This is a genomic window from Micromonospora orduensis (genome assembly GCF_006228125.1).
GTDB lineage: Bacteria > Actinomycetota > Actinomycetes > Mycobacteriales > Micromonosporaceae > Micromonospora > Micromonospora orduensis.
The window spans coordinates 18,030-44,141 of the sequence record NZ_VDFY01000173.1 but is presented as its reverse complement, the minus strand read 5'-3'; the positions used below and the strand labels follow the sequence as shown (position 1 = coordinate 44,141).

The window sequence follows — 26,112 nt, the reverse complement described above, 5'->3', positions numbered from 1 at the left end:
ACGATGGCCCCGCCGACGATGCCTCCGCCCACGACGCCTCCGCCCACGACGCCCCCGCCCACGACGACTCCGCCGGCTGGCTGCGCCGGGGCGGTGCTCTGTGACGGCTTCGAGAACCAGACCGGTTCGACGCCGTCCGGTGACTGGACCGTGGTGAGCCCGGACTGTTCCGGCGCCGGCACGGCCACGATCGACACGACCACCGCGCACAGCGGGAGCCGGGCGGTCCGGATCAACGGCGCGGCGGGCTACTGCAACCACGTCTTCATCCGGTCCGCGAAGAACCTCAGCAGTGTGGGCAGTGTCCGCTACGCGCGGATCTGGGTACGGCACACGACCGCCCAGCCCACCGATCACACCACGATGGTGACGATGGCCGACGCCGCCGACGGCAACAGGGACCTGCGGCTGGGCGGCCAGAACGGCGCCCTGCAGTGGAACCGCGCCTCCGACGACGCGACCCTGCCGGAGCAGAGCCCGGCCGGGGTGGCGCAGAGCCTGCCGCTGCCGACCAACCGGTGGGCGTGCGTGGAGTTCATGGTGGACGGTTCGGCCGGTCAGCTCCGTACCTGGCTGGACGGCAGCGCCGTCACCGGACTGACCGCGGACGGCGTACCGACGCACGACATCGACGGCCAGTGGTACAACCGCACCTGGCGGCCGCAGCTCACCGACCTGAAACTGGGCTGGGAGAGCTACGGCGGCGGTGCCGACACCCTGTGGTACGACGACGTCGCGGTGGGGTCCAGCCGGATCGGTTGCTGACCCTCCTGGGTGGGGTGGCTACGGTGATGAGCCGACCGCTGAACACCTGTGGCATATCGTTCTGACGTGCACATCCGTTTTGGCGTACCGGCAGATCCCACCTACCCGGGCCGGGTGGCCGCCGCGCTCGGCGGTGTCCGGCTGCGCAGGTACGGCTATGTCGGCGCGGTGCTTGCCGTGGTCGGGGCGATCGGTCTGGCCGTCTCGCGGGGGTTCGACTGGAGCGAGCAGGCCTCGCCGCTGTGGTTGGCGATGGTCGTGGGTGGCGTGCTGTCGATGCTGTACTGGCCGTGGGTGGTGTTGCGCGCCCGGCGCCGCTCCGGTCGCTACGCGGTCGAGGGCGCCTACGACATCACCGACGACAACATCATGATGCGCAGCGGCTCGGAGTCCGGTGGCATCGCCTGGGACGGCGTCAGCCAGGTGAAGGACACTCGTGAGTTCTGGATCGTGTATGTCGGGCGGATGCCGGCGACAGTGATTCCCCGCCGGTTGATGTCCGCCGAGGACGCCGAGACGTTGCGGGCCTTCATGGCCGGACGGGGGCTGCTCGACCGTCGGTGACGTGTTCCCGAAGATCGACGTTCCGCCTCGGTGATTTTTCGACGGGATCTGGGCGTGCGTGTCGATTGGGGCCGGCTCTGTTCGTAGCCCTGGTGAGAGCCCGGCACCGGACGGGCCACACACCCGCTGGAGGGCACGATGACCACCACTGCGAACACGACAGACGCCACCACGTCGACCCTCGGTGCGGTGATCCGGGCCGGTGTCGTCGCCACCGTCGCCGCGGGCGCCGCCACCATGGCCGTCGCCGCCGCCGCCGGCCACGCGGCAGGGGTCAGCCTGGATGTCGGCGGCGCCCCGATCCCCGTGACGGGGTTCGGCGTACTGACGGCTGTCTTCTCGCTGATCGGCGTGGTCGTCGCCGCGCTGATGTCCCGCTTCGCCCGGCGTCCGCGGCGCACGTTCGTCCGTACGACGGTGGTGCTGACGGTCCTGTCGCTGGTGCCGGACGTGATCGTCGACGCCGGCGTGGGCACCAAGGCGCTGCTGATGCTCACCCACCTGGTCGCGGCCGCGATCGTGATCCCCGCCGTGGCGCGCCGCCTGGCCGCCTGACCTGTCGTCATCCCACCATCGAGTTACCGGAGGATCGTCATGCAGCAGTACCTGCTTTCCGTGCACTTCGTGGAGGGCGCGCCGGACCCGTCCGACGAGGAGATGGAGATCGTGTTCAGGGAGACCGGCAGGATCAACGACGAGATGCAGGCCGCGGGCGCCTGGGTGTTCGGCGGAGGGCTCCGGTCGCCGGACAGTGCCACCGTCGTCCGGATCGAGAACGGCGCCACCACCATGAGCGACGGGCCGTTCGCCGAGACGAAGGAGCACATCGCCGGGTTCTGGGTCATCAGGTGTGCGGACCTGGACGAGGCGCTGGCCTGGGCCGAGAAGTGCGCGGCGGCCTGCGGTCCGGTCGAGGTGCGCCCCTTCGACGACCTGTCCCAGGCCTGAGCGGGAGCCGTCAGCCGGACATGGACCTGGCGAGCATCTACCGCGCGGAGTACGGCCGCTGCGTCGCCACCCTGGCCCGCCTCCTCGGTGACATCAACCTCGCCGAGGAGGCGGTCCAGGACGCCTTCACCACGGCGTTGCAGAAGTGGCAGACCCCGCCGCCGAACCCGGGCGCCTGGATCGTGACCACCGCACGCAACCGGGCCGTCGACCGGCTCCGCCGGGAGTCGACCCGCGAAGCCCGGCACGCCCAGGCGCTGCTGCTGCATCAACAGGACGAACCCCAGGAGGTGGGACCGGTGAAGGACGACCAGCTGCGACTCATCTTCACCTGCTGCCACCCGGCGCTCGCCCCGGACGCGCGGACCGCCCTCACGCTCCGCCTGCTCGGCGGCCTCGACGTGCCGGAGATCGCCCGGGCGTACCTGATCCAGGAGGCGACGGTCGCCCAGCGGATCGTGCGGGCCAAGAAGAAGATCCGGGACGCCGCCATTCCTTACCGGGTACCCGCCGAACACGAGCTGCCGGACCGGCTGCCGCCCGTGCTCACCGTGCTGTACCTGATGTTCAACGAGGGCTACGCCACCACCGCCGGACCACTGATCCGGACGGACCTGTGCGCCGAGGCGATCCGGCTGGCCCGCGAGCTCGCCGCGCTGATGCCCGACGAGCCCGAGGTGCTGGGCCTGCTCGCCCTGCTGCTGCTGACCGAGGCACGTCGTCCGGCCCGGCTCGACGCGAACGGCGACCTGGTGCCGCTGGCCGACCAGGACCGGTCACTGTGGAACCGCACGCTCATCGCCGAGGGCCACGACCTGGTGCGTCGCTGCCTGCGGCGTGACCGGCCCGGCCCGTACCAGATCCAGGCCGCGATCAACGCGGTGCACACCGACGGCGCCGCCACCGACTGGCGGCAGGTCCTGGCACTGTACGACCAGCTCGTGGCGCTCGCGCCAACCCCTGTCGTCGCGCTCAACCGTGCGGTCGCCGTCGCCGAGGTGTACGGCCCGGCGGTCGCCCTCGCCGCGTTGGAGGGCGTCGATCTCCCCGGCTACCACCGGCTGCCCGCCACCCGGGCCGTACTGCTGGCCCGGCTCGGACGGGACACCGAGGCCCGAGCCGCCTACGACCAGGCCATCGCGCTGGCCGGCAACGAGACCGAGCGGGTCTTCCTGCTCGCCCGTCGTACCGACCTCACCCGGACGAGGGAATCATCATGACCGTCACGTACACCTTCGACGTCCTCTCCAGCCTCGACGGCTTCGGCACCCACCGCGGGGACCGCGAAGCCCTCCTGGGCCGCCCCGCGTACCAGCCGGTTGGCCCTCTCCGGCTCGTACCCGCTCGCCCGGAGCAGGTCGCTCGCCGCCGTGCGGAGCTGGTCACCATCGCGGCACTGTACGGCTGTGGGCCCCTTCGTCGTCACCACTGCAAGGTTGTCCGGGTCTCACCGGGCGTTGGCATTGGTGCGGACGCCGCCTATGGTGGATGCATGCCTCCGGTCACGTTCCGCTCTCCTGCCGTCACTGGTGTGGCGGCATTCGGGGCTGTCCGCCCGGCGGCTGCGGCGCGGTTGATGGCCGGGATGCGGGTGCCGGTCGTCCGCGCATTGCCTATCGCGTCCACCTCCCGGCTGTGGAGCCCGGCGCGAACCGGCCGAGGCCCTCCCACGGAATCGTTGCATCACGAAACGACCGCCAGGGCGAAGCTATCGAGCTTCGGCCCTTTTCTTTTTACCCAGGCTCTCCTCGAAAGGTAGATCATGAGCGTCGATCATCGAACTGTCGACCAGGGTTGGCTGGCTGACCTGCGAGCGTCGCTGGCGGACGACTTCGCCACGCAGACGGCTCGGCTGCGGGAACTGACCGAGCTCAACGCGGACACCGGCGACCCGAGTGAGGCCCACAACCGGGCCGCGCTGCTGGTGGCCACCCGCCGCAACATCGAGCAGATCACCGGTGCGCTGACCCGGATCAGCGACGGCACGTACGGTGCCTGCGAGAAGTGCCGCGAGAACATCCCGGCCGAGCGGCTCGAAATTCTCCCGCACGCGCGTTTCTGCGTGTCGTGCCAGGCGAAGCACAACGGGTGACTTCCCGGGGTGGCCGCCGTGTCGTGCCGCGCTTGTGGCACGGCACGGCGGCCACCTGCCGCTACACCTCCGTGACGGTGACGACGTCCAGGACGTCGAGCGACCAGGCGGGCACACAGCCCGGGGATCGCCCGCCGTGCCGTCCGGAACACAATGCACAGCCCGATCGACCGGGCGGCGGAGAGCACCAGCACGACCACGGCGAGCACCAGCATCGTCGGCAGCGGCACCCGCTCGCCGACGCGCCGTGGGTCGCGTCGATCGTGCATGCCCAAACCATGGCCGTCGCCCAGAGTGTCGACCACATCCGCGTCAGGTGACCGGCCATGCCCGCCAGCGTCGCCGGTGACCGACCCCGCGCGCCGGGGTCCGCCATCGGCGGGCATCATGTCGGCGTGAATTCGACAGTCGCCGCTCTGCTCGGCTCCACGATCACCGCCTGCGCGTCCCTGATCGTGGTCATGGTGCACAGTCGACTGCGGCGGCGACACCGGGAGCGCACCGACCTGCAACGGGCGTACATCCTCATGCTGTCCGGCGCCCTGCGCCTGTCGCACAAGGCCGAGGCGCTGCGGCAGACCCGATACTGGCGCTCGGGCCTGCGGGAGGTGGGCGACCAGCTGTTCGGCGGGCAGAAGCCGCTGGATCCGATGGTGCTGCACGACTGGCTGGCCCGGGACATGGCCACCGTGGAGGCCGCCTGGTCGCAGATCTGGACCAGCGGCGACCAGGACGGCATCGCCCTCGCCAACGGGCTCATGACCGCGTTCAACGGGGTGATGGACGCCGCCGTGAAGTCCAGCGGCACGGAGTCGTTCGAGGCGACCGACGACATGGTGGTCGCCACCCGCCGCCTCGGCGAAGCACGCGGGCAACTCGCCCTGCACGCCCGCCGGGTGGCGAAGTTGGGACCCCGCGACGTGGACCTGTTCACGGAACGCGAATACACCGCGATGCCCGCCTGAGACCACCTCGCCGGGCGGCGGCGGTGGGGGCGGGCGGTCCGCCGGCCCCCACCGCGTACCGTTCAGCCCAGGTACTTCTCCCACGGGCCGGTGATGGCCAGCGTCAGGCCGGGGTCCTGCATGTTGACGAAGAGCACCTTGCCGTCGGCCGTGAAGGTCGGTCCGCAGAACTCCGAGTCGTTGAGCTGGTTGCGGGCGATCGCGTAGGTGGGGCCGCCCGGGATCGCGCTGAGCACGTGGGAGGCGCCCGAGCCGTCCTCGGCGAGCACGAGGCTTCCCCACGGGGTGACTGTCACGTTGTCCGGGCTGTCGAAGGTGAGGTCGGTGTACCTGACCGGCGTCCCCTCCTCGGAGGCCTTCTGGTGCGGGAAGTACGTCACCAGCTGGATGGTCTGGGCCTTGTAGTTGTAGAACCAGACCATGCCGTCGTGCGGGGCGGCGTCCGCCGGCAGGTCACCGTCGTCCCAGGCGTACGAGTTGACCACGTAGACACCCTCGTCGGTGCCCCACACGCCCTCGAACTTGCGGCCGCGGGTGACCTGGCCGTCGGCGAACTGCTCGCGCACGGACGTGGTCCGCGCGTCGCGGTCCGGAACCTCGATCCACCGTACGGGGAAGGACCGGCCGAGCTGGGCGGAGGTCAGGTAGGCGACGTCCGGCAGCACCGAGCCGTCGTCCATGATGATCTGCATCGCGGCGAGGACACCGGCGTCCGGTGCGAGGCGGGTGAGCACGCCGGGGCCCAGCTTGACGCCGCGCGGCGCGGTCCAGCGGTAGAAGAGGCCGTTTGGCTCGTCGGCGTCCTCGGAGAGGTAGATCCGGGTGCGGTCCCTGTCGACGGCCAGGGCCTCGTGGGAGTAACGGCCCAGGCACTTGACCGGCCTCGGGTCGGCGCTGCCGTCGGCCCAGACCTCGAAGACGTAGCCGTGGTCCTTCTGGTAGACGCCGGACCGGCCGTCCTCTTCCCACGCGTCGCCGGCCCGGTCCTCGGTCTCCTCACAGGTGAGCCAGGTCCGCCACGGGGTTGGCCCTCCGGCGCAGTTGGAGATCGTGCCGGAGAGGGCGACGAACTCACCCAGGTTCCGGCCCGTACGGTCGGTAGTGATAACGGTGCAACCGCCGGCGTCGACGGCGCCGGCGTCGTAGACCGTCCCCTTGACGTGCGGTACGCCGAACTCGGCGCCCGGGTCGATCTCGTGGTTCTGGATCAGGGTGTACCGGCCGTGGCCGGCGTCGTAGACGGCCATGCCGTCGTGGTCCGACGGGGTCGTGCCCTGGCCGCGGTCGAGCCGGGTGACGCCGGTCCGGGTGACGATGGTGTAGCTGAAGCCCTCGGGCAGGGCCAGGATGCCGTCGGGGTCGTCCACGAGCGGCGGGAAGGGCACATGTCCGCCCTTGACCGGCGGCTGCGGCCGGCCCGGGCTGGCCTGGGCCAGGGACGGCAGGCCGCCGGCGACGGCGAGGCCCACGCTGGCGGCGGCGCCGCCGGCGAGGAAGGTACGGCGAGAGGAAGGCACGTGATCAGCTCCTGGTCAGGGCAAGTGCGACGACCGACAGCCAACCCCCGCGGGCAGACACCGACACGTCACCTGAGGGATCGCGTGGTGACATCGGAGTAAAGATTGGTGGCGCGGACCTGCGGCCGCCCTGCCGTAGGCGCCGAGGCGGCCTACGGGTCCCCGACGAGAGCCGAGGAGAGCGCGGGCACTGGAACAGCCACATCCTCCGCTTTCGCGGAGGTTTCCGAGTCGAACGGAAATAGAAGGAAGCGCCCGCATGGCCTCGGCTGTCGCCGCTCACCCAGGGATCAGCTCACTGAGTCGATCAAGTGTATAGGCCTCCGATCCGTCGGGCAGGCCCTCGGGCGCCTCGATGCCGACGAAGGTGACCGGCTCGTCGGGCAGCCGTCCGTCCCATGTCGACACGTCGGCCCGTGCCCGCCACCGGTCGACCAGGTAGGCGACGGTGAGGTAGCGCCGCTCCAGGAGTGCCCGCACCCGGTCGGCCGTGCTGAAGGTGTTCTCCTCCACCCGGTTGACTGACGGCCAGCCCCGCAGGTAGAGGTGCAGCCACACGGCCTGCCAGCCGGCCCCGCTCCGGGCGAACACGATCGGCAGCGCGACCCGGCCCTGGCCACGCATCTGCGACCGTGCCCGGACCGTCCGCGGCTCGAACGGGGCGCCGAGCTGGTCCCGGGCGCGGACCTGGTACCCGAACATCGACTCGGCGACCTCGTCGAACGACTCTCCCGCGTAGATGTTCACCTGCGGCACCACATAGCGCGCGCCGACGGCCAGCGGCACGTCGATGAACTCGGTCGCGCCGTTCGTCGCGTTGGTGACGTCCCCGGAGTGCACGACGCCGTCGTGGCGGTAGTTGGTCCAGGACACCTGGCCCGCACTGCGGAACTCGTCATCGAGCAGCAGCACCGACAGGTCGTAGTCGGTACGACGACTGGTCTGGCGCCAGTACGTGAAGAAGCGCAGCAGCTCACCCGACACCGACGCCCGCGAACCACGCGGCAGCACCGCGAAACCGCCCTCGGCCGCCTTGCCGGACAGCGGCAGCGCGACGTCGAGCACCTCCGGATCCACCAGCAGCGGCCGCTCCGGTTCCGGCAGCCGGGCGCCGATCTCGGCGTCGAGCAGCGACGACAGCTCGGCCACCAGTTCGGCCGGCAGCGGTGGCCGTACGTCGGGACCGACCCACGCGGTGCGGGAGCGGCTCGCGTATATCCGGGCGGACGCGGGAGTCAACCGGTTGTCGACGTGCTCGCGCAGCGAGAGGAGCACCCGCCCGGACGTCGAGCCGAGCGCACCGGCGACCGCGTCGACGACAGTGGATCGCTCCGCCGGCGACGCCAGCCGCAACAGTCGGTCGGCGGATCGCAGCAGCATTCCCGGCGCGGCCGACAGCACCGACGCCGCCGGACCGATCGCTCCCGCGCTGATCGCCGCCTCCGCCCGGCCGGCGAGGTTGCGTACGCGCTGCTCGCCACGCGCGACCGCGAACACCGCCTGGGCGTGCGGCCACTTGTCGTACTCGTGGGGGTGCAGCCGCTCCGCGAGCCGCTTCCACCGCTCGGCGTAGCGGGCGACGTCACCGAGCTTGTGCGCGTTCGCACGAACGACCGTGTCCAGCGCGGCCAGCAGAACGCGTCGCTCCGGGCGCCGGAAGGCACGAAATCGCGTGGGTGTCACGAGTGAGGTGTCCCCGCCGGAGACCTGACAGGCGAGGCGCAGCACGTCGGTCGTCGTGTCCACACCGATCAGCGGCCGGCCGAGGACCAGCCGGATCCCGTTGAGGACGGCCCGGTTCTCCCGTACCGGGACCTCGGCCGGCTGGGCGCCATCGGCGCAGGCGACCGCGAGTTCGCCCAGGAGCGCGAGGTCCGCCTCGCCCAGTGGCGTCGCGCTGCCGGCCAGAGCCAGATAGAGCCGCTCGGCCTCCACGTCGACGGTGTCACCGAGGCGCAGCACTGTCACCCGGTCGCCGGCCGCGGCGATCAGGTCGTCGTGCGCGGCCAACAGCTCGGCGTAGGTGTGCTGGTAGGTGCCGTACGCCGGCAGGTCGAGCAGGTTCACCCCGCCCCGGGTCACGGCGTCCCGCGGGTGCGCGTCGGTCGCCGAGCCGCCACCGGCGAGGACGGCCGCGCGCAGCCGGTCCGTCCAGAACTCGATGGTGTCCGGCACGTCGTCGGGGAAGCCGACGAAGTAGGCGTTGTGCCGGACGTGGTCGCCGATGAGCTCGCGTACCGCCGAGACGACAGTGGCGGCGAGGTCCATCGCCGGCGCGGGGGCCAGCGTGCCGATGTGGTCCAGCAGGGCCCGCGACGCCGAGAACCCGACGTCGAGCAGCGCCGCGTCCAGTTGCCGGGCCACCGGCGTGCCGTCGCCGGCCGCGCCCGTGCTGGCCGGGACGCGCAGGGTCTTCTGGATGAGCAGCTTGGCGAGCACGCGGTCCTCCGTTCCGGTCGACTCCGACAGGTGCCGATCGACGCCGCGGCACACGTGGGCCGCCGGGGACTCGAACCCCGAACCCTTCGATCCAACAAGGAGAAGGAAGCGCACCCATCGCCGCACAGGGCGGAGGGCGGACGCGCTACTCAGTCGAATGCTCTAGCCAGTTGAGCTAGCGACCCAGATGTCGATCATCGCATCGGTCGCGGCGGCGTGGCTATCGAGATTGCCGCCGGGCGTCAGCTCGTCGCGGTCGACTGCCCGCTGCGGTTGCCGGGCCTCGTGTCGTGCCGGGGACGGCGGGTCAGCACCTGCGGCCCGTCGGTGGTGACCGCGACGGTGTGCTCCGAGTGGGCCGTACGCGAGCCGTCCGCCGACCGGATCGTCCACCCGTCCTCGTCGTATCTGATCCTGTCGGTGCTCTGGCAGAGCCACGGCTCGATGGCGAGCGTCAGGCCGGGCTTGAGCTTCATGCCCCGGCCGGGGCGGCCGTCGTTGGGTACGTGCGGGGCCTCGTGCATGGTGCGGCCGATGCCGTGCCCGCCGAACTCGTTGTTGACCCGGTAGCCGTAGCGGCGGGCGACCTCGCCGATGGCGGCGGAGATGTCGCCGAGCTGGTTGCCCGGTCGGGCGGCGGCGATCCCGGCCTCCAGCGCGACCTCGGTGGCCTCGATGAGCTTCAGGTCGTCCGGGGCGGGGGTGCCGACGACGACGGACAGCGCGGAGTCGGCGGTCCAGCCGTCGATCCCGACGGCCATGTCGATGCTCAGGAGGTCACCGTCGCGCAGGGCGTACCGGTGCGGCAGGCCGTGCAGCACGGCGTCGTTGACCGACAGGCACAGGACGTTGCGGAACGGGCCGCGACCGAACGACGGCGTGTAGTCCCAGTAGCAGGATTCGGCGCCGCGCTCCTTGATCCGGCGGCGGGCGTGGTGTTCGAGGTCCATCAGGTTGACCCCGACGGCGGCGACCTCGCGCAGCTCCGCCAGCAGCTCTCCGACGAACTGGCCGGTCGCGGCCATCCGGCCGATCTCCTGGGCGGACTTGAGTTCGATCACGATCAACACCCCTCTCCGTGGCGGTATATTTATACCACGCTGGTCGGGGTGTCCCGCGGGTCGGCGTTGCCGGTCCGCGAGGGCGGATCTATCCTGCTCACATGGTCCGCCCACCGCTCACACCGGCACAGATCGCAGCGGGGCAGCGCCTCGGCGCGGCGCTCAGGGTCGCGCGGGGTGGCCGCAGTCTGGTCGAGGTGGCCCTGGCGGCCGGCATCTCACCGGAGACGCTGCGCAAGATCGAGGTGGGCCGGCTTCCGGCGCCGGCGTTCGGCACCGTGGTCTGCCTCAGCGAGGTCCTCGGCGTCGCGCTCAGCGACCTGGCCGAGGTGTGGCTGGCCGACCTGCGCGTCCGCGAAGCGTCCTGAGGGCTGACGGGGGTCCGAACCGAGCATCGCATCGGGCCGACGCCCCACCTTGACGGCCGCGAAATGGCTTAGGTTAGCCTACCCTTCATGACAGTCGGATCGGCGTCGAGCAGCCTGACCCAGACCCTGCCCATCGCCCCTTGGCGGCTGTTCGCCGTCGAGGTCCGGGCCGTACGCCAGCTGAGCCCGTCCTTCACCCGGGTCACCTTCACCGGGCCCGATCTGCACCACTTCGCCGACAACGGCTACGACCAGCGGATCAAGCTGGCCCTGCCGCTGCCCGGCCAGCACGGGGTGAATCTCCCCGAGGGCCCGGACTGGTACGCGAAGTGGCGCGCCCTGCCCGAGCACGAGCGCAACCCGGTGCGCACCTACACGGTCCGCGCGGTCCGTCCGTACGTGTCCGAGGTCGACGTCGACCTCGTTCTGCACGGGGACAGTGGCCCGGCCACCCGCTGGGCGCGGCGGGTACGTCCGGGCGACGAGGTCGCCCTGCTCGGCCCGGACGCCGGCTACGACGGTGACCACGGCGGGGTCGAGTTCCGACCCCCGTCGACCGGGCATCTGCTGCTGGCCGGCGACGAGACGGCCGTGCCGGCGATCAGCGCCATCTGCGAACGCCTCCCGCTCGACGCGTGCGGCACCGTCCTGCTGGAGGTGCCCGACGCCGGTGACGTGCTGCCGCTCGTGACGCCTCCGGGCATCGAGGTGCGGTGGCTGCCCCGGGGCGCGGGCGGGCACGGCAGCCACCTGGTGCCGGCCGTCGCCGCGGCGACGGGACAGCTGCTGGCCGGCGGTACGCCGGTGGCCGCGCAGCCCGTCACGGACGTGGACGTGGACACCGAGATCCTCTGGGAGGTGCCCGAGGAGGTGCCGCCGTCGCGGCTGTACGCCTGGCTGGCGGGGGAGGCGGGTGTCATCCGGACGCTGCGTCGGCACCTGGTCGTCGAGCGGGGTCTCGACCGGCGGGCGGTGGCCTTCATGGGTTACTGGCGACTCGGCCGGGTCGATCCGGTCTGATCCGACCGGTCGGGACGTTTCCCGATCGCACGGCGGGTAATCAGCCGCGCCCACGCAGTCGGGCGGGATGCCTCCGCATCCTCGTCCTGGAGCAAAGGAGCGGCCGGCCGTGTCGGATCAGAAACCTACCGCCGTCCTCGTGCACGGCGCGTTCGCCGAGTCGGCGAGCTGGAACGGTGTGATCGAGCGGCTCGGTTACGCCTACTCCGTGGTGGCCGCCGCCAACCCGCTGCGCAGCGTCACGGCAGACGCCGCGTACCTGCGGGACGTCATCCGAGGGATCGGCGGCCCCGTCCTGCTCGTCGCCCACTCGTACGCCGGAATGGTCGTCACGGAAGCGGCGGCGGGCGACCCGACGGTGCGTGGCCTGGTCTACGTCAACGCGTTCGCCCCCGAGACGGGGGAGTCGGCGCTGGCGCTGTCCGCCAAGTTCCCGGGCAGCACGCTCGGCGACACCCTGGTCTCCTACCCGGTGTCCAGCGGGGGCAACGAGGTGGCGATCGGCCAGGACGCCTACCACACGCAGTTCGCCGCGGACGTCAGTGACGACATGGCGGCGTTGATGGCCCGGACGCAGCGGCCGGTGACCGAGCAGGCGCTCGGCGAGGGCCTGCCGACGGAGGCCCCTGCCTGGCAGACGTTGCCCAGCTGGTTCGTCTTCGGTGACGGGGACCGCAACATCCCGGTCGCCGCGCATCGCTTCATGGCCGAACGGGCCGGCGCGCGCGGGGTCCGGGAGGTGGTCGGCGCGTCCCACGCGATGGCGGTGTCGCAGCCCGGCGAGGTCGCGGAGTCGATCATCGAGGCGATGCGGGGCGTGGGGGCCTGATCGTCGCGGGCGTGGCGTGCGCGCCGGTGTCGCCGCCCGGCGAGCACACGCTCGTTCCGCTACGAGCCGTCCGGGGTGTCGGCGGCGGGGGCCGTGTAGCCGAGCTCGGACGAGATCTGGTTCGCGGTCGCGAGGAGCAGCGGAAGGTTGCTCTTCAGTTGGTCGAGGTTGGCGATGACCTCGATCGCGGTGATCGAGGCGGCGGCGATGACCAGTCCCCGTGAATCCCGGATCGGCGCGGCGACACACATGACGTAGGCGTCGTGCTCTCCGTTGTCGGCGGCCCAGCCGCGTTCGCGGATGCCGACCAGTTCCGCTTCGAGCAGGTGGTGGTCGGCGAGGGTGGTGTCGGTGAACCTCTCGAAGGCGACGTGCGAGAGAAGACGGTCGCGTTCCTCGGGGGGCAGGTAGGCCAGGATCGTCTTGCCGACGGCGCTCGCGTAGACCGACACCGCGCGTCCCACCCGGGAGGGCAGCTTCACGGCGTCGAACGCCTGGCTGTCGACCTTATCGATGTAGATGATCTCGTCGCCGGTGAGTTGGGCGAGGTGCACGGTGTGGCCGGTCGCGCGTTGCAGGGCCCGCAGGGGCGCGGCGGCGAACTGGCGCAGGTCCATCGAGCCGAGCGCGAGCTCGGACAGTTCGATCAGCCCGCTGCCGAGCACGTAGGTGCCGGCGCCGGTGCGGCGTACGAAGCGCTCGGTCTCCAGCGTCCGCAGGATCCGCAGGGCGGTGGACTTGTGGACGCCGAGCACGTCAGCCGCCTCGGTGAGTGACAGCGGGTGTTCCGCGGATCGACGGATCAGGTCGATCGCGCGGCGGATGGATTGGGCCACCGGCCAGGTCTCCCTTCGTGCGGCGGCTGTGGGGCGCTGAGCGTTGCGTAATGTGCAATGTAGTGGACGCGATGCGCAACAACTCCTTGACGTCGTTGCATATGTCGCTACGATCGTTGCAAATGCGTCCCGTGGTGTCGTCTCCGACCACAGTCCCGGGACGAGCGGTGCTTCTTCAACCCGGGGAGCGGTTCATGACGGTGCCCGAGCCCCGAGGGCGGGCGGCCGACGCGGACTGGTTCGGGACCGCCGCCGAAGCGCTGCCGGACGACGCCGCTCAGAGCGTCCTCATCGGCCGGATCTGGGACCCGTCGGTCGACGGCCCCTCACCCGTGACCGTCCGGGACGGCCAGGTCATCGACATCAGCCACCGGTTCCCCACCGTCCGGGACATCTGCGAACTGTCCGATCCCTCCGCGACGGTGGCCGCGCTCGACGGGCGGGTGGTCGGCAGCGTCGGGGCGGTGCTGGCCAACACCGGTGCCGCGACCCGCGACCGCACCCGGCCGTGGCTGCTCGCCCCCGTCGACCTCCAGGCGCTCAAGGCCGCCGGGGTGACCTTCCCCGTCTCGATGATCGAACGTGTCATCGAGGAACGGGCACGGGGAGACCTGGCGCTCGCGGCGGACCTCCGTCGCCGGATGCTCGCCGACATCGGCGCCGACCTGCACAGTCTGGTCCCGGGTTCGGCGCAGGCGCAGCGGCTCAAGGATCTGCTTGTCGCCGAGGGCATGTGGAGCCAGTACCTGGAGGTGGGGATCGGCCCGGACGCGGAGATCTTCACGAAGGGTCAGATCCTCTCCGCCGTCGGCACCGCCGTTCCGGTCGGCGTGCTCGCCACGTCCACCTGGAACAATCCGGAACCCGAGGTCGCGCTCATCGTCCAGTCCAGCGGCCGGATCGTCGGCGCCACCCTCGGCAACGACGTGAACCTGCGTGACGTCGAGGGCCGCTCGGCGCTCCTGCTCCCCCTGGCGAAGGACAACAACGCCTCGTGCGCCCTCGGTCCCCTGATCCGACTGTTCGACGAACGGTTCGACCTGCGACGGGTGCGCGAGCTGGAGGTGGCGCTGACGATCCACGGGATGGACGGCTTCCACCTGGAGGCGGTCTCGGAGATGACCCGGATGTCACGCGACCCGGAGGCGCTGGTGCGGCAGATGGTCGGCCCTCACCACCACTATCCCGACGGAGCCGTCCTGATGCTCGGCACGATGTTCGCGCCCATCCAGGACCGGGACCGCCCCGGTGAGGGCTTCACCCACAAGATCGACGACGTGGTACGGATCGACTGCCCGGCGCTCGGCACCCTGGTGAACCGGGTGCGGCACGCCCAGGAGTGCGCGCCCTGGCACTTCGGCGTCCGCGCCCTGATGGGCAACCTGGCACGGAGAGGACTGCTGTGAACGTGGTCAGCACTGTCGACCCGCGCGACGGTAAGCGTCGCGCGACGCACCTCATCGAGACCGACGGGTCCGGGCTGGAGGCGACCGCCGCCAGGGCGGCCGCGGCGGCGCCGTGGCTGTCCGGGCAGGGCAGGATCGGCAGAGCGCAGATGCTTGACGCGATCGCGGCGTCCCTGGAGTCCCGCCGGGTGGACCTCGTCGCGACCGCGCAGGCCGAGACCGGACTGGCCCACGCCCGACTCGACCAGGAACTCACCCGGGCCGCACTCCAGTTCCGGATGTTCGGCGAGGTGCTGCGTGACGGGGGGTACGTCGAGGCGGCCATCGACCATGCCGCCGACACACCGCTCGGGCGCGGCCCGGACCTGCGGCGGATGCTCGTACCCCTCGGGCCGGTCGCGGTCTTCGGCGCCAGCAACTTCCCGTTCGCCTTCTCGGTCGCCGGGGGCGACACCGCCGCCGCCCTCGCGGCTGGTTGCCCCACGGTCCTGAAGGCACACCCGTCGCACCCGCTTACCTCGCACGCGTCCGCCGAGGCGATCGGGTCGGCCATCCGCGAGCGGGGCGGACCCCAGGGCGTGACCGCGATCGTGTACGGGGAGCAGGCCGGCCGCGCGCTGGTGCGCCACCCCGCGATCCGCGCGGCCGCCCTGACCGGCTCCCTCGGCGCGGCCCGCGCCATCCAGGCGGCCATCGACGAACGGCCCGACCCCATTCCCCTGTACGCCGAGCTGAGCAGCGTGAACCCGATAGTCGTCCTGCCCGGGGCGGCGGCCGACCGGGGAGACCAGATCGCCGAGGGGCTGTTCGCCTCCTTCACGGCGTCGGGCGGTCAGTTGTGCACCAAGCCGGGGCTGGCGTTCATCCCGTCCGACCCGGGCGGTGACCATCTGGTCGAGGGACTGCGGGAGAGGGTCGGCTCCTGCGGCGGCACGGTCCTGCTCAACGAGCGCATCCGGGACGCGTACGAGAGCGGGGCCGCGGCGTTAGAGCGGGCCGGCGCGCGCGTCTCGGCGCGGCCCCGGGTCGAGCCGGGCGGGGGTTTCACCGTCGCGCCGACGCTGCTGGAGGTCGCTCTGCCGGGCCTGACCTCCGAGATCGCCGACGAGTGCTTCGGCCCGCTCATGGTGGTTGTCCGGTACGGCGACGTCGCCGACCTCGACGCCGTGCTGGCCACCGTCCCGCCGTCACTGACCGGCTCGGTCCATCACGGCCCCGGTGACGACGCCGACGTCGTACGCCGACTGGTCGACGGGCTCGCGGCGCGCGCGGGTCGCATCGTCTTCGACGGCTATCCCACCGGGGTCCGGGTGTCGTGGGCCCAGCACCACGGCGGGCCCTGGCCGTCGACGAACACCGTGCACACGTCGGTGGGCGCCACGTCGATCCGACGATTCCTCCGCCCCCTGGCCTGGCAGGATGCCCCGGCCTGGATCCTCCCCGAGGAGCTGCGGGACGAATACACCGCCGTCTCGCGGCGGGTCGACGGGAGATGGGAGCCGGCAGCGGGGGAGCCGCGGGGATAGGTATCCGCACCCGCCTCGCCATCGCTGATTCCGCATCCCGGACGCAGGACAGAAAGGTGTGCTGATGTCGACGACAGATCGTCCGCTGCGCAGCGGCGAGTGGTTCGGTGCGCAGGGCCGCAACGGGTTCATCCACCGGTCCTGGATGCGCAACCAGGGTTTCGCCGACGACGTCTTCGACGGTCGCCCGGTGATCGGCATCGCCACCACCTGGTCGGAGCTGACCCCCTGCAACGCCCACCTCAGGGACCTCGCCGAGTCCGTGAAGCGGGGCGTGTGGGAGAGCGGCGGCCTGCCGCTGGAGTTTCCCGCGATGAGCCTGGGCGAGCCCCTCATGCGCCCCACGACGATGCTCTACCGCAATCTGCTGGCGATGGAGCTGGAGGAGTTGGTCCGCGCCAACCCGCTCGACGGGGTGGTTCTGCTCTCCGGCTGCGACAAGACCACTCCCGGCCTGCTGATGGGCGCGGCGAGCGTCGACCTGCCGACCCTCATGATGACCGGCGGGCCGATGCTCAACGGCAAGTTCCGCGGCCAGGACATCGGCTCGGGCACCGTCGTCTGGCAATTCACCGAGGAGATGCGGGCCGGTCGGATGACCGCGGCCGACTGCGCGGAGGCCGAGGTCGGCATGTCCCGCAGCCGGGGCCACTGCATGACCATGGGGACCGCCTCCACGATGGCCTGCGTGACCGAGGCGCTGGGCGTGCAGCTGCCGGGAGCCGCCGCCGTGCCGGCCGTCGACTCCCGCCGGTACGCGCTCGCGCACGCCGCCGGCCGCCGGATCGTCGCCATGGTCGAACAGGACCAGCGGCTGTCCTCGGTGCTCACCCGGATGGCGTTCGAGAACGCCATCCGGGTCAACGCCGCGATCGGCGGATCCACGAACGCGGTCGTCCACCTGCTCGCGATCGCCGGACGCCTCGGCGTCCCCCTGTCGCTTGACGACTTCGACACCCTCACCGCCGACGTGCCCATGGTGGTCAACCTGATGCCGTCCGGGGCGTACCTGATGGAGGACTTCGCCTATGCGGGCGGCGTGCCGGCCGTGATGGCGGAGATCGCCCCGCTCCTGCACCTCGACCACGTCACCGTCACCGGGGTGACGGTGGCCGACAACATCGGCGGCGCCCGGTGCTGGAACCGGGACGTCATCGGCACCATGGCCGAGCCGTTCCAGGCCGCCGGCTCGGGCACGGTGGTGCTGCGCGGGTCGCTCGCGCCGTCCGGGGCCGTGCTGAAGGTCTCCGCCGCCTCGGCGCACCTGCTCACGCACACCGGGCCGGCGCTCGTCTTCGACCGGATCGAGGACTACGTCGTCGCCGCCGACGATCCGGACCTGGAGGTCACCCCCGAGACGGTGCTCGTGGTACGAAACGCCGGACCACGCGGCTACCCCGGCTTCCCCGAGGTGGGTAACGTGCCCATGCCCCGCCGCCTGCTCGCCGACGGCATCACCGACATGGTGCGGATCTCCGACGCCCGGATGAGCGGCACCGGGTACGGCACCTGCATCCTGCACGTGGCACCGGAGGCGTCCGTGGGTGGTCCTCTCGCGCTGGTGCGTACCGGCGATCTGGTCCACGTCGACGTTTCGACGCGCCGGCTGGACCTCCTGGTCGACGACGAGGAGATCGCCCGACGCCGTTCCGGCTGGCGACCGCCACGGCCGATGGCCGAGCGCGGATGGACGCGCCTGTACAGCGAGCACGTCCTCCAGGCGGACCAGGGAGCCGACCTCGACTTCCTCGTCGGCGGCAGCGGCAGCGGCGTGCCCCGTCACTCACACTGACGCACCGCTCGTGCGCCGGCCGGTCAGGACAGGATCTCCACGTACCCGTCCGTGCCGTTCACGCGGATCCGCTGCCCGTCGCGGATCAGCGTGGTCGCCTGTGCCACCCCGACGACGGCGGGCAGCCCGTACTCCCGGGCGATCACCGCGCCGTGGGTCATGAGGCCGCCCACCTCCGTCACCAGCCCCCGGACCGCGACGAACAGGGGGGACCAGCTCGGGTCGGTGAAGGCGGTGACCAGGATGTCGTCCGGTTGGAGGTCGGCCTCGGCCAGGTCCAGGACGACGCGGGCGCGCCCCTCGACCGTCCCACCGGACACCGGGAGACCGACAAGCGCGCCGGCCGGCACGTCGTCGCGTCGGTACGCCCCGAAGAGCGCCTCGCCCTCGGACGTGAGCAGTCTGGGCGGGGTGAGCAGCCGGTACGACCGGAACTCGTCCTTGCGTCGGCGGATGAGCTGGTCGTCCGCCCGGTTGGCGCGCACGACGTCGCGCAGCTCGTGGAACGTCAGGTAGAAGATGTCGTCGGTCGCGCGGAGCACACCGGCCCGTACGAGGCGTTCGGCCTCCGCCAGGAGCGGCTGCTTGTAGACGAGGTAGCGGCTGACGATGGCGTACTTGGGATATTCCCGGTACCCGATGAAGGTGCGGACCCGGTCGATCATCCGCTTGGTCTCGTCGGCCTTGCGCTGCCCGTCCGGCAACGCCCGGAGGCGTTCCAGGATGTCCTGTTCCTTCTTGCGGGCCGCCTGCAGTCCCTGCTCGAAGCGCCGCTCACGCGCGCCCGGTTCGAAGTTCCGGACGTTGTCGAGGATGAGCGGCACGAGCGTGCTCGGGCGCTCGATCCAGCGCGGCCTGCTGATGTCGATCTCGCCGACGCAGCGCATGCCGTACCGGTCGAGGTAGGCCTGGAGGGCGGCGCCCGCTTCCTGGCCGCCCGGCAGTCGGGCCAGGTCGTCGAGGAAGTTCTCGTCCTCGGCCTTGTGCAGGAAGGCCACCACCTCCGGGTGGGGGCGGACGACGTCGGCGACGTCCAGGAGCGCCAACCCCATCTCGGACGTGATGTTGTGGGGTGCGGACAGGGTGAGGGTGTCGGCCGCGTTCTTCTCGCCCAGCCATTCCTGTAGCTGGTCGTTGAGCCACCAGGTGGCCTCCATCCCCGCCATGATCGCCTGCATGCTGAGCGGATCGGTGAGTGCCCGCTTGTGCTCCTGAAAGGCCTCCAGCAGGAAGTCGAACAGCGCCGGACCGGTGACCGCCGCGATGTCGCGCCGCAGGTCGGCGATGGACGCCTGGCTGCGCTCGATCAGCTCGGTGACGATGGCCGGATCGGTGTCGATCGGAGTGGGGGCCGGACCGGCCGGTGGCCCGGCGGGAGTGGCGTCCGCGAGCACCGGGACGAAGTCGGCCCGGTCGAGGATGGTTTCCAGGGCGTCTCTGGTCAGCGGATCGGACCTGCCCACCAGCGCCAGGAGGGCGGCGCGGCCGGCGGGCGAGGACAACTGCCGGGTGGCGTCGACGAACAGCCTGCCGCCGGCCGTGTGCATCGGCGCCATGGCCGTCAGCTGCCACATGGAGAGCCCCAGGGGCTTCATGGGGTCGGTCATCATCTGCTGGTGGCCGACCGAGAGGTAGACGTGGTTCTCCGCGTCGTCGGCCACCGGGACGGGGAACAGCGTGGTGACGGGTCGGCTCTGCACGATGTGGACGTCATCGTCGACCAGGCACCATTCGATGTCCTGGGGGCGGCCGAAATGCGCTTCGATCCGTCGCCCGAGCCGCACCAGCCGTACGACCTGCTCATCCGTCAGCGCCGGCTGCTCCTGCCGTGGCGAACCGATCGTCTGCCGCGTCGTTCCGCCGGTCGGCAGCGCGTGGATGGCGAGCCGCTTGGCGGCGATGGTCCTGTCGACGACGCGGTCGTCGCGTACCCGGTAGGCGTCGGCGTTCACGAGCCCGGAGACCAGAGCCTCGCCGAGCCCGAAGGTGGCCTCCACGGAGGCGACCTTCCGGTTGGACGTGACCGGGTCGGCCGTGAACAGGACGCCCGCCGCCTGCGGGAAGACCATCTTCTGGACGACGACGGCCATGTCGACGGCGCGGTGGTCGATGCCGTTGCGCTGGCGGTAGGTCACCGCCCGCTCGGTGAAGAGCGAGGCCCAGCACCGGCTGACGTGGGTGCGGATCGCCGCCGGTCCGATGACGTTCAGGTACGTGTCCTGCTGGCCGGCGAACGAGGCCGTCGGCAGGTCCTCCGCCGTCGCGCTCGACCGGACGGCGTAGGCCGCGCCGTCGCCGAGGTCGGTGAGCGCCCGGTCGATCGCCGCCGACACTCCATCGGGGAGGGCGACACCTTCGACGGTCCGGCGGATCCGCGCGCTGAGCGTGCGGACCGCCTCCCGGTCGTCCGGGTCGAGTCGGGACAGGTGATCGAGCAGCTCCTCGATCGACGACGCCTCGGCCATGATCAGCCGGAAGGCGTCGGTCGTCACGCAGAAGCCGTCCGGCACGTGGACGCCGTCGATCCGGGACAACGCCCCCAGGTGCGCGCCCTTACCGCCGACGAGGGCGATCCGCGACTCGTCGACCTCGCGCAGGCTCACCACATACTGTTCGTTCATTACGGCCCCCTCCGAGACGTCCGTCTGTCGCTGCGTTCCACCAGGCAGATCGGTCATTCGGTGTCCCAATTCTTCGTCCGTTTCCGGCTCCGGCCGACGATTCTGCGCCGAGCCCCGGGTCTTGTGGCAAGCCCCCGGGTGCGATATACGTTTTAGTGGGAACACTTCCCGTCGCTGTTCCGCCGTCGCGGACAAAAATTCCTCTCGCAAAAACGGTTCTCAGAAACCGTTCGGGGATCAGTGCGCCTCACGGTCGTTCCACCGGCCCGAACGCCCGGCCCCGAGGGCCAGCGGGACAACGATCCCAACGAGGCGGCGACGGTGCTGACACTCCTCGATCCGCGTACCCCGTGACTCTTCCGCGTCGGAGGGCTGCCGGGCCGGCGCGCTGAATTTGCGACCGGTCGGCGGTAACCAAACCGGCCGGCCAACCCGTCAGGTCAGGTGACGGGGTCGCCGTGCCGGCGACCGACCGAGGAGGAGCACGGGACATGGACGACGTCCGCAGGCTTTTGGGGGACGACCTGGCCAGGCAATCCGCCCCGCCGCTTGGTGATCTGGTCCAGCAGGCGATGGCGCAGGCCCACGACGTCCCTTCCCAGGGGTAGGTCGTGCGGCGCGCGGCGTCGCCCCACCGTCGACCACGCTCGGCGAGCGGGTGATGTTCCTTGTGGATTACGACTTGACGAACAGCATGTTATCGCTCACAGTCGATGGACAAGGACGACGACACCCGCGGCTTACCGGGCGAGCCTGCTACGTCGACCTCGGATCAGACGTGCGTCAGGGCATGCCGGGAGCGTGTTAACGCAAACATTTCCGCAGCATGCGCCCGGCCGTGCGTTGCGGTGCGCCCACTTCGGGCGAACCGTTCGGCTTCTGGTCACTGGAGGAGGATCATGTCTGCCCTTGATAGGTCTCCATCGATCGCACCGCCGCCGCGGCGACGGCGGGGATGGTTGCTGCGGCTCGTCACCGCCGGCGTGGCGGCGTTTGTCGCCGGTGGTGCCGCCGCGGTGGCGGTGACATCGCCCGCCGCCGCGGCGACGGTCGACACGAACGCCTGGTACGTGCTGGTCAACCGCAACAGCGGCAAGGCCCTGGACGTGTACAACCTGGCCACGAACGACGGCGCCCGGATCACGCAGTGGACGCGGAACAACGGCAACCAGCAGCAGTGGCAGTTCGTGGACTCGGGCGGCGGCTACTACCGGGTGAAGTCGCGACTGTCCGGCAAGGTGCTGGACGTCTACAACTTCTCCACGGCCAACGGCGCCAGCATCGTGCAGTGGAGCGACGGCAACGGGACGAACCAGCAGTTCCGGCTGGCCGACTCGGACAGCGGCTACATCCGGTTGATCAACCGGAACAGCAACAAGGTGGTGGAGGTGCAGGGCGCCTCGACCGCCGACGGTGGCAACATCGTGCAGTACGACGACTGGAACGGCAGCAACCAGCAGTGGCAGCTCGTCCGGGTCGACGGTGGAGGCAACCCGACCACGCCGCCGCCGACGGGTACGTGCAGTCTGCCGTCGTCGTACCGGTGGTCCTCGACGGGTGTGTTGGCGAACCCGAAGTCGGGGTGGGTGTCGTTGAAGGACTTCACCGTGGCGCCGTACAACGGTGGGCACCTCGTCTACGCCACCACCCACAACACCGGCACGTCGTGGGGGTCGATGAACTTCAGCCTGTTCACGAACTTCTCGGAGATGGCCTCGGCCAGTCAGAACACGATGAACTCGGCCACCGTCGCGCCGACGCTGTTCTACTTCGCGCCGAAGAACATCTGGGTCCTGGCCTACCAGTGGGGCGGCACCGCGTTCTCGTACCGCACCTCGAGCGACCCGACGAACCCCAACGGCTGGTCCGCCGCGCAGACCCTGTTCACCGGCAGCATCACCGGCTCGGGCACCGGCCCCATCGACCAGACCCTGATCGCGGACAGCACCACCATGTACCTGTTCTTCGCCGGCGACAACGGCAAGATCTACCGCGCCAGCATGCCGATCGGGAACTTCCCGGGCAACTTCGGCTCCAGCTACACCACGATCATGAGCGACACCACGAACAACCTGTTCGAAGCACCCCAGGTCTACAAACTCCAGGGCCAGGACCGCTACCTCATGATCGTCGAAGCCATCGGCTCGCAGGGCCGCTACTTCCGCTCCTTCACCGCCACCAGCCTCTCGGGCACCTGGACCCCCCAGGCCGCCACCGAGAGCAACCCCTTCGCCGGCAAGGCCAACAGCGGCGCCACCTGGACCAACGACATCAGCCACGGCGAACTGATCCGCACCAGCGCCGACCAGACCTTCACCGTCGACCCCTGCAACCTGCAACTGCTCTACCAGGGCCGATCCCCCAACTCCGGCGGAGACTACGGCCTCCTGCCCTACCGACCCGGCCTCCTCACCCTGCAACGCTGACAACCGAACCAACAGCGGCGGGCACGGCCAACGGCCGTGCCCGCCCGGTCATGCCGCACCGCCGCGTGAATGACGTCGACCTGACGCAGCCGCGTGCCAGAGTGGGACATGCCCTTGAGCGCGTACCACCTCAGAGCCTCGATCGCCGTGTCCGACATCCGGACGGCTGTCGCCTTCTACGAAGGCAAGCTGGGCCTGCCGGCGCTGCGGTCCGGCCCCAGTGCCACCATCGCCGACGGCAGCCGGATCTACGGCTCCGGCGGCGGGCCGGCGCTTAACGTGTACCAGTCGGTCACCGCCGGGAAGACGCAGGCCACGCTGGCGACGTGGTACGTCGACGACCTCGACCGGATCGTCGACGAACTCACCTCGGCCGGTGTCGAGTTCGTCCGCTACGAGCAGTTCGAACACGACGCCAAGGGGATCACCCCTCGGGCCGGAGGTGGACGGATCGCCTGGTTCCAGGACCCGGACGGCAACACCTTCGCCCTTGAGGCCGACACCTGACCGTCGGTGCGTCAGGCGTCACCTTGACGCGGTCAGCTAATTCGATTAGCTTAAAGCTAACGCAGATAGCTAACCGGGGAGAGCTGATGACCGAACACCTGACCGTCGACGGCGGCACCATCGCGTACGAGGTGACCGGCGAAGGACCGCTTGTCGTCCTCGCCCACGGCATGGGTGACAGCCGCGAGGCGTACCGTTTCGTCGCACCGCCCCTGGTGGCCGCCGGCTACCGGGTGGCCGCGGTGGACCTGCGGGGCTGCGGCGAGTCGAGCGTGCGGTGGCCGTCCTACAGCCGCACCGACATCGCGGGCGACCTGCTCGCGGTGATCCGGCACCTCGGTGGCCCGGCCGTGCTCGTCGGTCACTCGATCTCCGGCGGGGCCGCCACCATCGCGGCCGCCCAGGCGCCCGACCTGGTCACCGGCATCGTCGAGGTGGCGCCGTTCACCCGCAAGCAGTCGATCAGGCTGGGCGACCTGCGGGTCAGCCGTTACCGCAGGGGCATGGCCCGACTGCTCGGGGCCGGCCTGCTGGGCAGCGTGCCGCTCTGGCGCAGCTACCTCGAGGTCGCGTACCCGGGCAGGAAGCCCGCCGACTGGACCGCCCGGATGGCCCGCGTCGACGCCATGATGCGCGAGCCCGGCCGGATGAGGGCGATGCAGAAGATGGGCCAGTCGGCGCCGGTCGACGCCGGGGCGCAGTTGGCGAACGTCCGCTGTCCCGTGCTCATCGTCGAGGGCACGCTCGACCCGGACTGGGCCGACCCGCGCGCCGAGGGTGAGGCGATCGTGGCCGCGCTCCCGGCGGGCCTGGGCCGGCTCGAAACCATCGAGGGCGCGGGCCACTACCCGCACGTGCAGTACCCCGACGAGGTGACGGCGCTGGTGCTGCCCTTCCTGCGCGCGAACGCCCATGCCTAGGGCCGGCCTCGCCCCGGCGGCGGTCGTCGCCGCCGGGGCCGCGCTCGCCGACGAGGTCGGCTTCGCCAACCTGTCGATGGGACTGGTGGCCGAACGGGTCGGCGTACGGACACCGTCGCTCTACAAACACGTCGACTCACTGGAGGCGCTGCGCCGGGGCATCTCCATCCAGGCCCGACGCGAACTCGGTGACACGCTGGTCCGGGCGACCGTCGGCAGGTCCGGCCCGGACGCCGTCCGCGCGTTCGCCGACGCCTACCGCCGCTGGGTCCTCGACCATCCGGGCCGCTACGCCGCCACCGTCCGCGCGCCCGACCTCGACGACGAGGAGGACCGCCGCGCCGGTGACGAGGCCCTGCGGATCCTGCTCGACGTCCTCGCCGGCTTCGGGTCGCCCGGCGCCGATGCCATCGACGCCGCCCGCGCGCTGCGCTCGGCGCTGCACGGCTTCGCCAGCCTGGAGAGCGCCGGCGGCTTCGGACTGCCCCGCGACGTCGACCGCAGCTACCGGTTCCTCGTCGAGACTCTGATCAACGGCCTGGGAGCCGGCGGCTCCGATGACTCGGCGAGGGCCGGGGACACGGCCTGATTGCCGCCGTGCCACCGGCTGTCGTCAGACCAGCAGTTGCTCCCGCAGCCGGGCGCCCAGGTTGATCGCACCCACCGCCCGGGGGCTGGCCGGATCGTGTACGCCTACGGTGTTGTTGCGGCGCATCAGCTCACGGACCGCGGGGGGCAGTCGGGGCGGATCGTCCATGGCGGCGAGGACCTGCGCGGCGCTCGAGATCAGTCGATCGACCAGGGCGGCGGCGTCGGTGTCCACCCGTACCCGGCCGTACTCCCAGCCGGCGGTGGTGAGGTCCAGCACCTCGAACACGCGGGTCACGACCGGGACCGGATCGGTCACCCGATCGAGACGGCGCGCCTGGCCGCCGACCACGGAGACGGCGGCGGCCAGTTGGGCGTACGGGTGGTAGCCGCACGGCAGCGCGAACAGGGGCCACCGCAGCGCCGGGCCGACCTCCTTCCACAGCGGCCGGTAGTTGCGGCGGTTCACCAGCAGCCGTCGACCCGTCCGTCGGTGGTAGTCCTGGGCCTGAGCCTGTAGGTCGGCGTGGGCCTCGTCGGCGACCTGGCTCACGATCCCGGCCGCCACCACCAGGCCGTCATCGCCGTCGAGGACTCCGGTGACCGCCTCGACCTGCTGGGAGAACGGGATCCGCGCGTGGGCGCCGTACCTCTGCCGGACGTCCCGCAACAGCGCCTGCTGCCGCTGCGGATCGAGCTGGACCCGCCCGCCACCCAGCAACCGCTGGAGCCAACCCATCTCGCCTCGTTTCAGCAGAGCCGTCCCGGACCGCGGCAATGCTAGTGCGTCGGACCTCGCCCGGTGCTGAAGGGGTGGCGACCGGCCACGGTCATCGGTAGGCGGTCCCGGCCCGTTCGCGGACCGCCTCCCGCATGCTCGGGGTTCCACCGTCCTACGCCCGGCCTTCTCGGCGAGCGTGAG

The 26,112-nt window shown here is 71.0% G+C and carries 23 protein-coding genes and 1 tRNA gene; 17 read left to right on the top strand and 7 right to left on the bottom strand.

Features of this window, described 5'->3' with window-relative positions:
- The first annotated feature begins 93 nt into the window (after window positions 1-93).
- From FHG89_RS18745 to FHG89_RS18705, 7 genes are all read left to right on the top strand, one after another.
- Entirely contained in the window at window positions 94-765 is a 672-nt protein-coding gene (locus tag FHG89_RS18745) for a hypothetical protein (protein WP_244295612.1), read from the top strand.
- Window positions 766-831: 66 nt separating this feature from the next.
- Entirely contained in the window at window positions 832-1,329 is a 498-nt protein-coding gene (locus FHG89_RS18740) for a YcxB family protein (RefSeq protein ID WP_139585686.1), read from the top strand.
- A gap of 138 nt (window positions 1,330-1,467) precedes the next feature.
- Window positions 1,468-1,884 carry a DUF6069 family protein gene (locus FHG89_RS18735; protein WP_139585685.1) on the top strand — a complete coding sequence of 139 codons (417 nt, stop codon included), beginning with the start codon at window positions 1,468-1,470 and terminating at the stop codon, window positions 1,882-1,884.
- Window positions 1,885-1,923: 39 nt separating this feature from the next.
- Entirely contained in the window at window positions 1,924-2,277 is a 354-nt protein-coding gene (locus tag FHG89_RS18730) for a YciI family protein (RefSeq protein ID WP_139585684.1), read from the top strand.
- A gap of 20 nt (window positions 2,278-2,297) precedes the next feature.
- A complete protein-coding gene (locus FHG89_RS18725) occupies window positions 2,298-3,497 on the top strand; it encodes an RNA polymerase sigma factor (protein ID WP_139585683.1) in 1,200 nt (399 codons plus the stop codon).
- A 542-nt stretch (window positions 3,498-4,039) separates the two neighbouring features.
- Entirely contained in the window at window positions 4,040-4,369 is a 330-nt protein-coding gene (locus FHG89_RS18715; protein WP_139585681.1) for a TraR/DksA family transcriptional regulator, read from the top strand.
- Between the two features lie 395 nt (window positions 4,370-4,764).
- Window positions 4,765-5,334 carry a hypothetical protein gene (locus tag FHG89_RS18705; protein ID WP_139585680.1) on the top strand — a complete coding sequence of 190 codons (570 nt, stop codon included), beginning with the start codon at window positions 4,765-4,767 and terminating at the stop codon, window positions 5,332-5,334.
- Window positions 5,335-5,396: 62 nt separating this feature from the next.
- On the opposite strand, the gene FHG89_RS18700 is transcribed toward FHG89_RS18705, so the two are convergent.
- From FHG89_RS18700 to map, 4 genes are all read right to left on the bottom strand, one after another.
- Window positions 5,397-6,851, bottom strand: a complete 1,455-nt coding sequence (locus FHG89_RS18700; RefSeq protein ID WP_139585679.1) for an alkaline phosphatase PhoX — start codon at window positions 6,849-6,851, stop codon at window positions 5,397-5,399.
- A 279-nt stretch (window positions 6,852-7,130) separates the two neighbouring features.
- A complete protein-coding gene (locus FHG89_RS18695) occupies window positions 7,131-9,290 on the bottom strand; it encodes a TerD family protein (protein ID WP_139585678.1) in 2,160 nt (719 codons plus the stop codon).
- Window positions 9,291-9,345: 55 nt separating this feature from the next.
- A tRNA-OTHER gene (locus tag FHG89_RS33015) sits at window positions 9,346-9,475 on the bottom strand.
- Between the two features lie 57 nt (window positions 9,476-9,532).
- The gene (map, locus tag FHG89_RS18690) at window positions 9,533-10,351 is read right to left on the bottom strand and encodes a type I methionyl aminopeptidase (protein WP_139585677.1); all 819 of its coding nucleotides are present in this window, start codon (window positions 10,349-10,351) and stop codon (window positions 9,533-9,535) included.
- Between the two features lie 101 nt (window positions 10,352-10,452).
- Between map and FHG89_RS18685 the strand changes: the two genes are divergently transcribed.
- From FHG89_RS18685 to FHG89_RS18675, 3 genes are all read left to right on the top strand, one after another.
- Entirely contained in the window at window positions 10,453-10,719 is a 267-nt protein-coding gene (locus FHG89_RS18685) for a helix-turn-helix domain-containing protein (RefSeq protein WP_074318219.1), read from the top strand.
- 114 nt (window positions 10,720-10,833) lie between these two features.
- A complete protein-coding gene (locus FHG89_RS18680; protein WP_139585688.1) occupies window positions 10,834-11,739 on the top strand; it encodes a siderophore-interacting protein in 906 nt (301 codons plus the stop codon).
- Between the two features lie 109 nt (window positions 11,740-11,848).
- Window positions 11,849-12,568, top strand: a complete 720-nt coding sequence (locus FHG89_RS18675) for an alpha/beta fold hydrolase (protein ID WP_139585676.1) — start codon at window positions 11,849-11,851, stop codon at window positions 12,566-12,568.
- 59 nt (window positions 12,569-12,627) lie between these two features.
- Here the strand turns inward: FHG89_RS18675 and FHG89_RS18670 are convergent, their stop codons facing one another.
- A complete protein-coding gene (locus FHG89_RS18670) occupies window positions 12,628-13,404 on the bottom strand; it encodes an IclR family transcriptional regulator (protein WP_139585675.1) in 777 nt (258 codons plus the stop codon).
- A 194-nt stretch (window positions 13,405-13,598) separates the two neighbouring features.
- Here FHG89_RS18670 and FHG89_RS18665 point away from each other — a divergent pair, with 194 nt between their 5' ends.
- The 3 genes from FHG89_RS18665 (at window position 13,599) to FHG89_RS18655 (ending at window position 18,128) form a co-directional block, all read left to right on the top strand.
- The gene (locus tag FHG89_RS18665; protein WP_139585674.1) at window positions 13,599-14,810 is read left to right on the top strand and encodes a fumarylacetoacetate hydrolase family protein; all 1,212 of its coding nucleotides are present in this window, start codon (window positions 13,599-13,601) and stop codon (window positions 14,808-14,810) included.
- Entirely contained in the window at window positions 14,807-16,336 is a 1,530-nt protein-coding gene (locus tag FHG89_RS18660; protein ID WP_139585673.1) for an aldehyde dehydrogenase (NADP(+)), read from the top strand. Before FHG89_RS18665 ends, FHG89_RS18660 begins: the two co-directional genes overlap by 4 nt.
- A 64-nt stretch (window positions 16,337-16,400) precedes the next feature.
- The gene (locus FHG89_RS18655) at window positions 16,401-18,128 is read left to right on the top strand and encodes an IlvD/Edd family dehydratase (protein WP_139585672.1); all 1,728 of its coding nucleotides are present in this window, start codon (window positions 16,401-16,403) and stop codon (window positions 18,126-18,128) included.
- 23 nt (window positions 18,129-18,151) lie between these two features.
- Here the strand turns inward: FHG89_RS18655 and rph are convergent, their stop codons facing one another.
- The gene (gene rph, locus FHG89_RS18650) at window positions 18,152-20,749 is read right to left on the bottom strand and encodes a rifamycin-inactivating phosphotransferase (RefSeq protein ID WP_139585671.1); all 2,598 of its coding nucleotides are present in this window, start codon (window positions 20,747-20,749) and stop codon (window positions 18,152-18,154) included.
- A gap of 899 nt (window positions 20,750-21,648) precedes the next feature.
- Here rph and FHG89_RS18645 point away from each other — a divergent pair.
- The 4 genes from FHG89_RS18645 to FHG89_RS18630 all read left to right on the top strand — a co-directional run bounded on the left by FHG89_RS18645 (window position 21,649) and on the right by FHG89_RS18630 (window position 25,191).
- Complete coding sequence (locus tag FHG89_RS18645; protein WP_139585670.1) at window positions 21,649-23,175, top strand: non-reducing end alpha-L-arabinofuranosidase family hydrolase; 1,527 nt, start codon at window positions 21,649-21,651, stop codon at window positions 23,173-23,175.
- A gap of 147 nt (window positions 23,176-23,322) precedes the next feature.
- Window positions 23,323-23,682 carry a VOC family protein gene (locus FHG89_RS18640; RefSeq protein ID WP_244295610.1) on the top strand — a complete coding sequence of 120 codons (360 nt, stop codon included), beginning with the start codon at window positions 23,323-23,325 and terminating at the stop codon, window positions 23,680-23,682.
- Window positions 23,683-23,768: 86 nt separating this feature from the next.
- Window positions 23,769-24,602: an alpha/beta fold hydrolase gene (locus tag FHG89_RS18635; protein ID WP_139585668.1), complete on the top strand. Its 834-nt coding sequence runs from the start codon at window positions 23,769-23,771 to the stop codon at window positions 24,600-24,602.
- Window positions 24,595-25,191, top strand: coding sequence for a TetR/AcrR family transcriptional regulator (locus tag FHG89_RS18630; RefSeq protein WP_139585667.1), 597 nt, complete (start codon window positions 24,595-24,597; stop codon window positions 25,189-25,191). Before FHG89_RS18635 ends, FHG89_RS18630 begins: the two co-directional genes overlap by 8 nt.
- 24 nt (window positions 25,192-25,215) lie before the next feature.
- Here FHG89_RS18630 and FHG89_RS18625 read toward each other — a convergent pair whose 3' ends face one another.
- The gene (locus FHG89_RS18625) at window positions 25,216-25,929 is read right to left on the bottom strand and encodes a hypothetical protein (protein WP_139585666.1); all 714 of its coding nucleotides are present in this window, start codon (window positions 25,927-25,929) and stop codon (window positions 25,216-25,218) included.
- Window positions 25,930-26,112 lie beyond the last annotated feature (183 nt).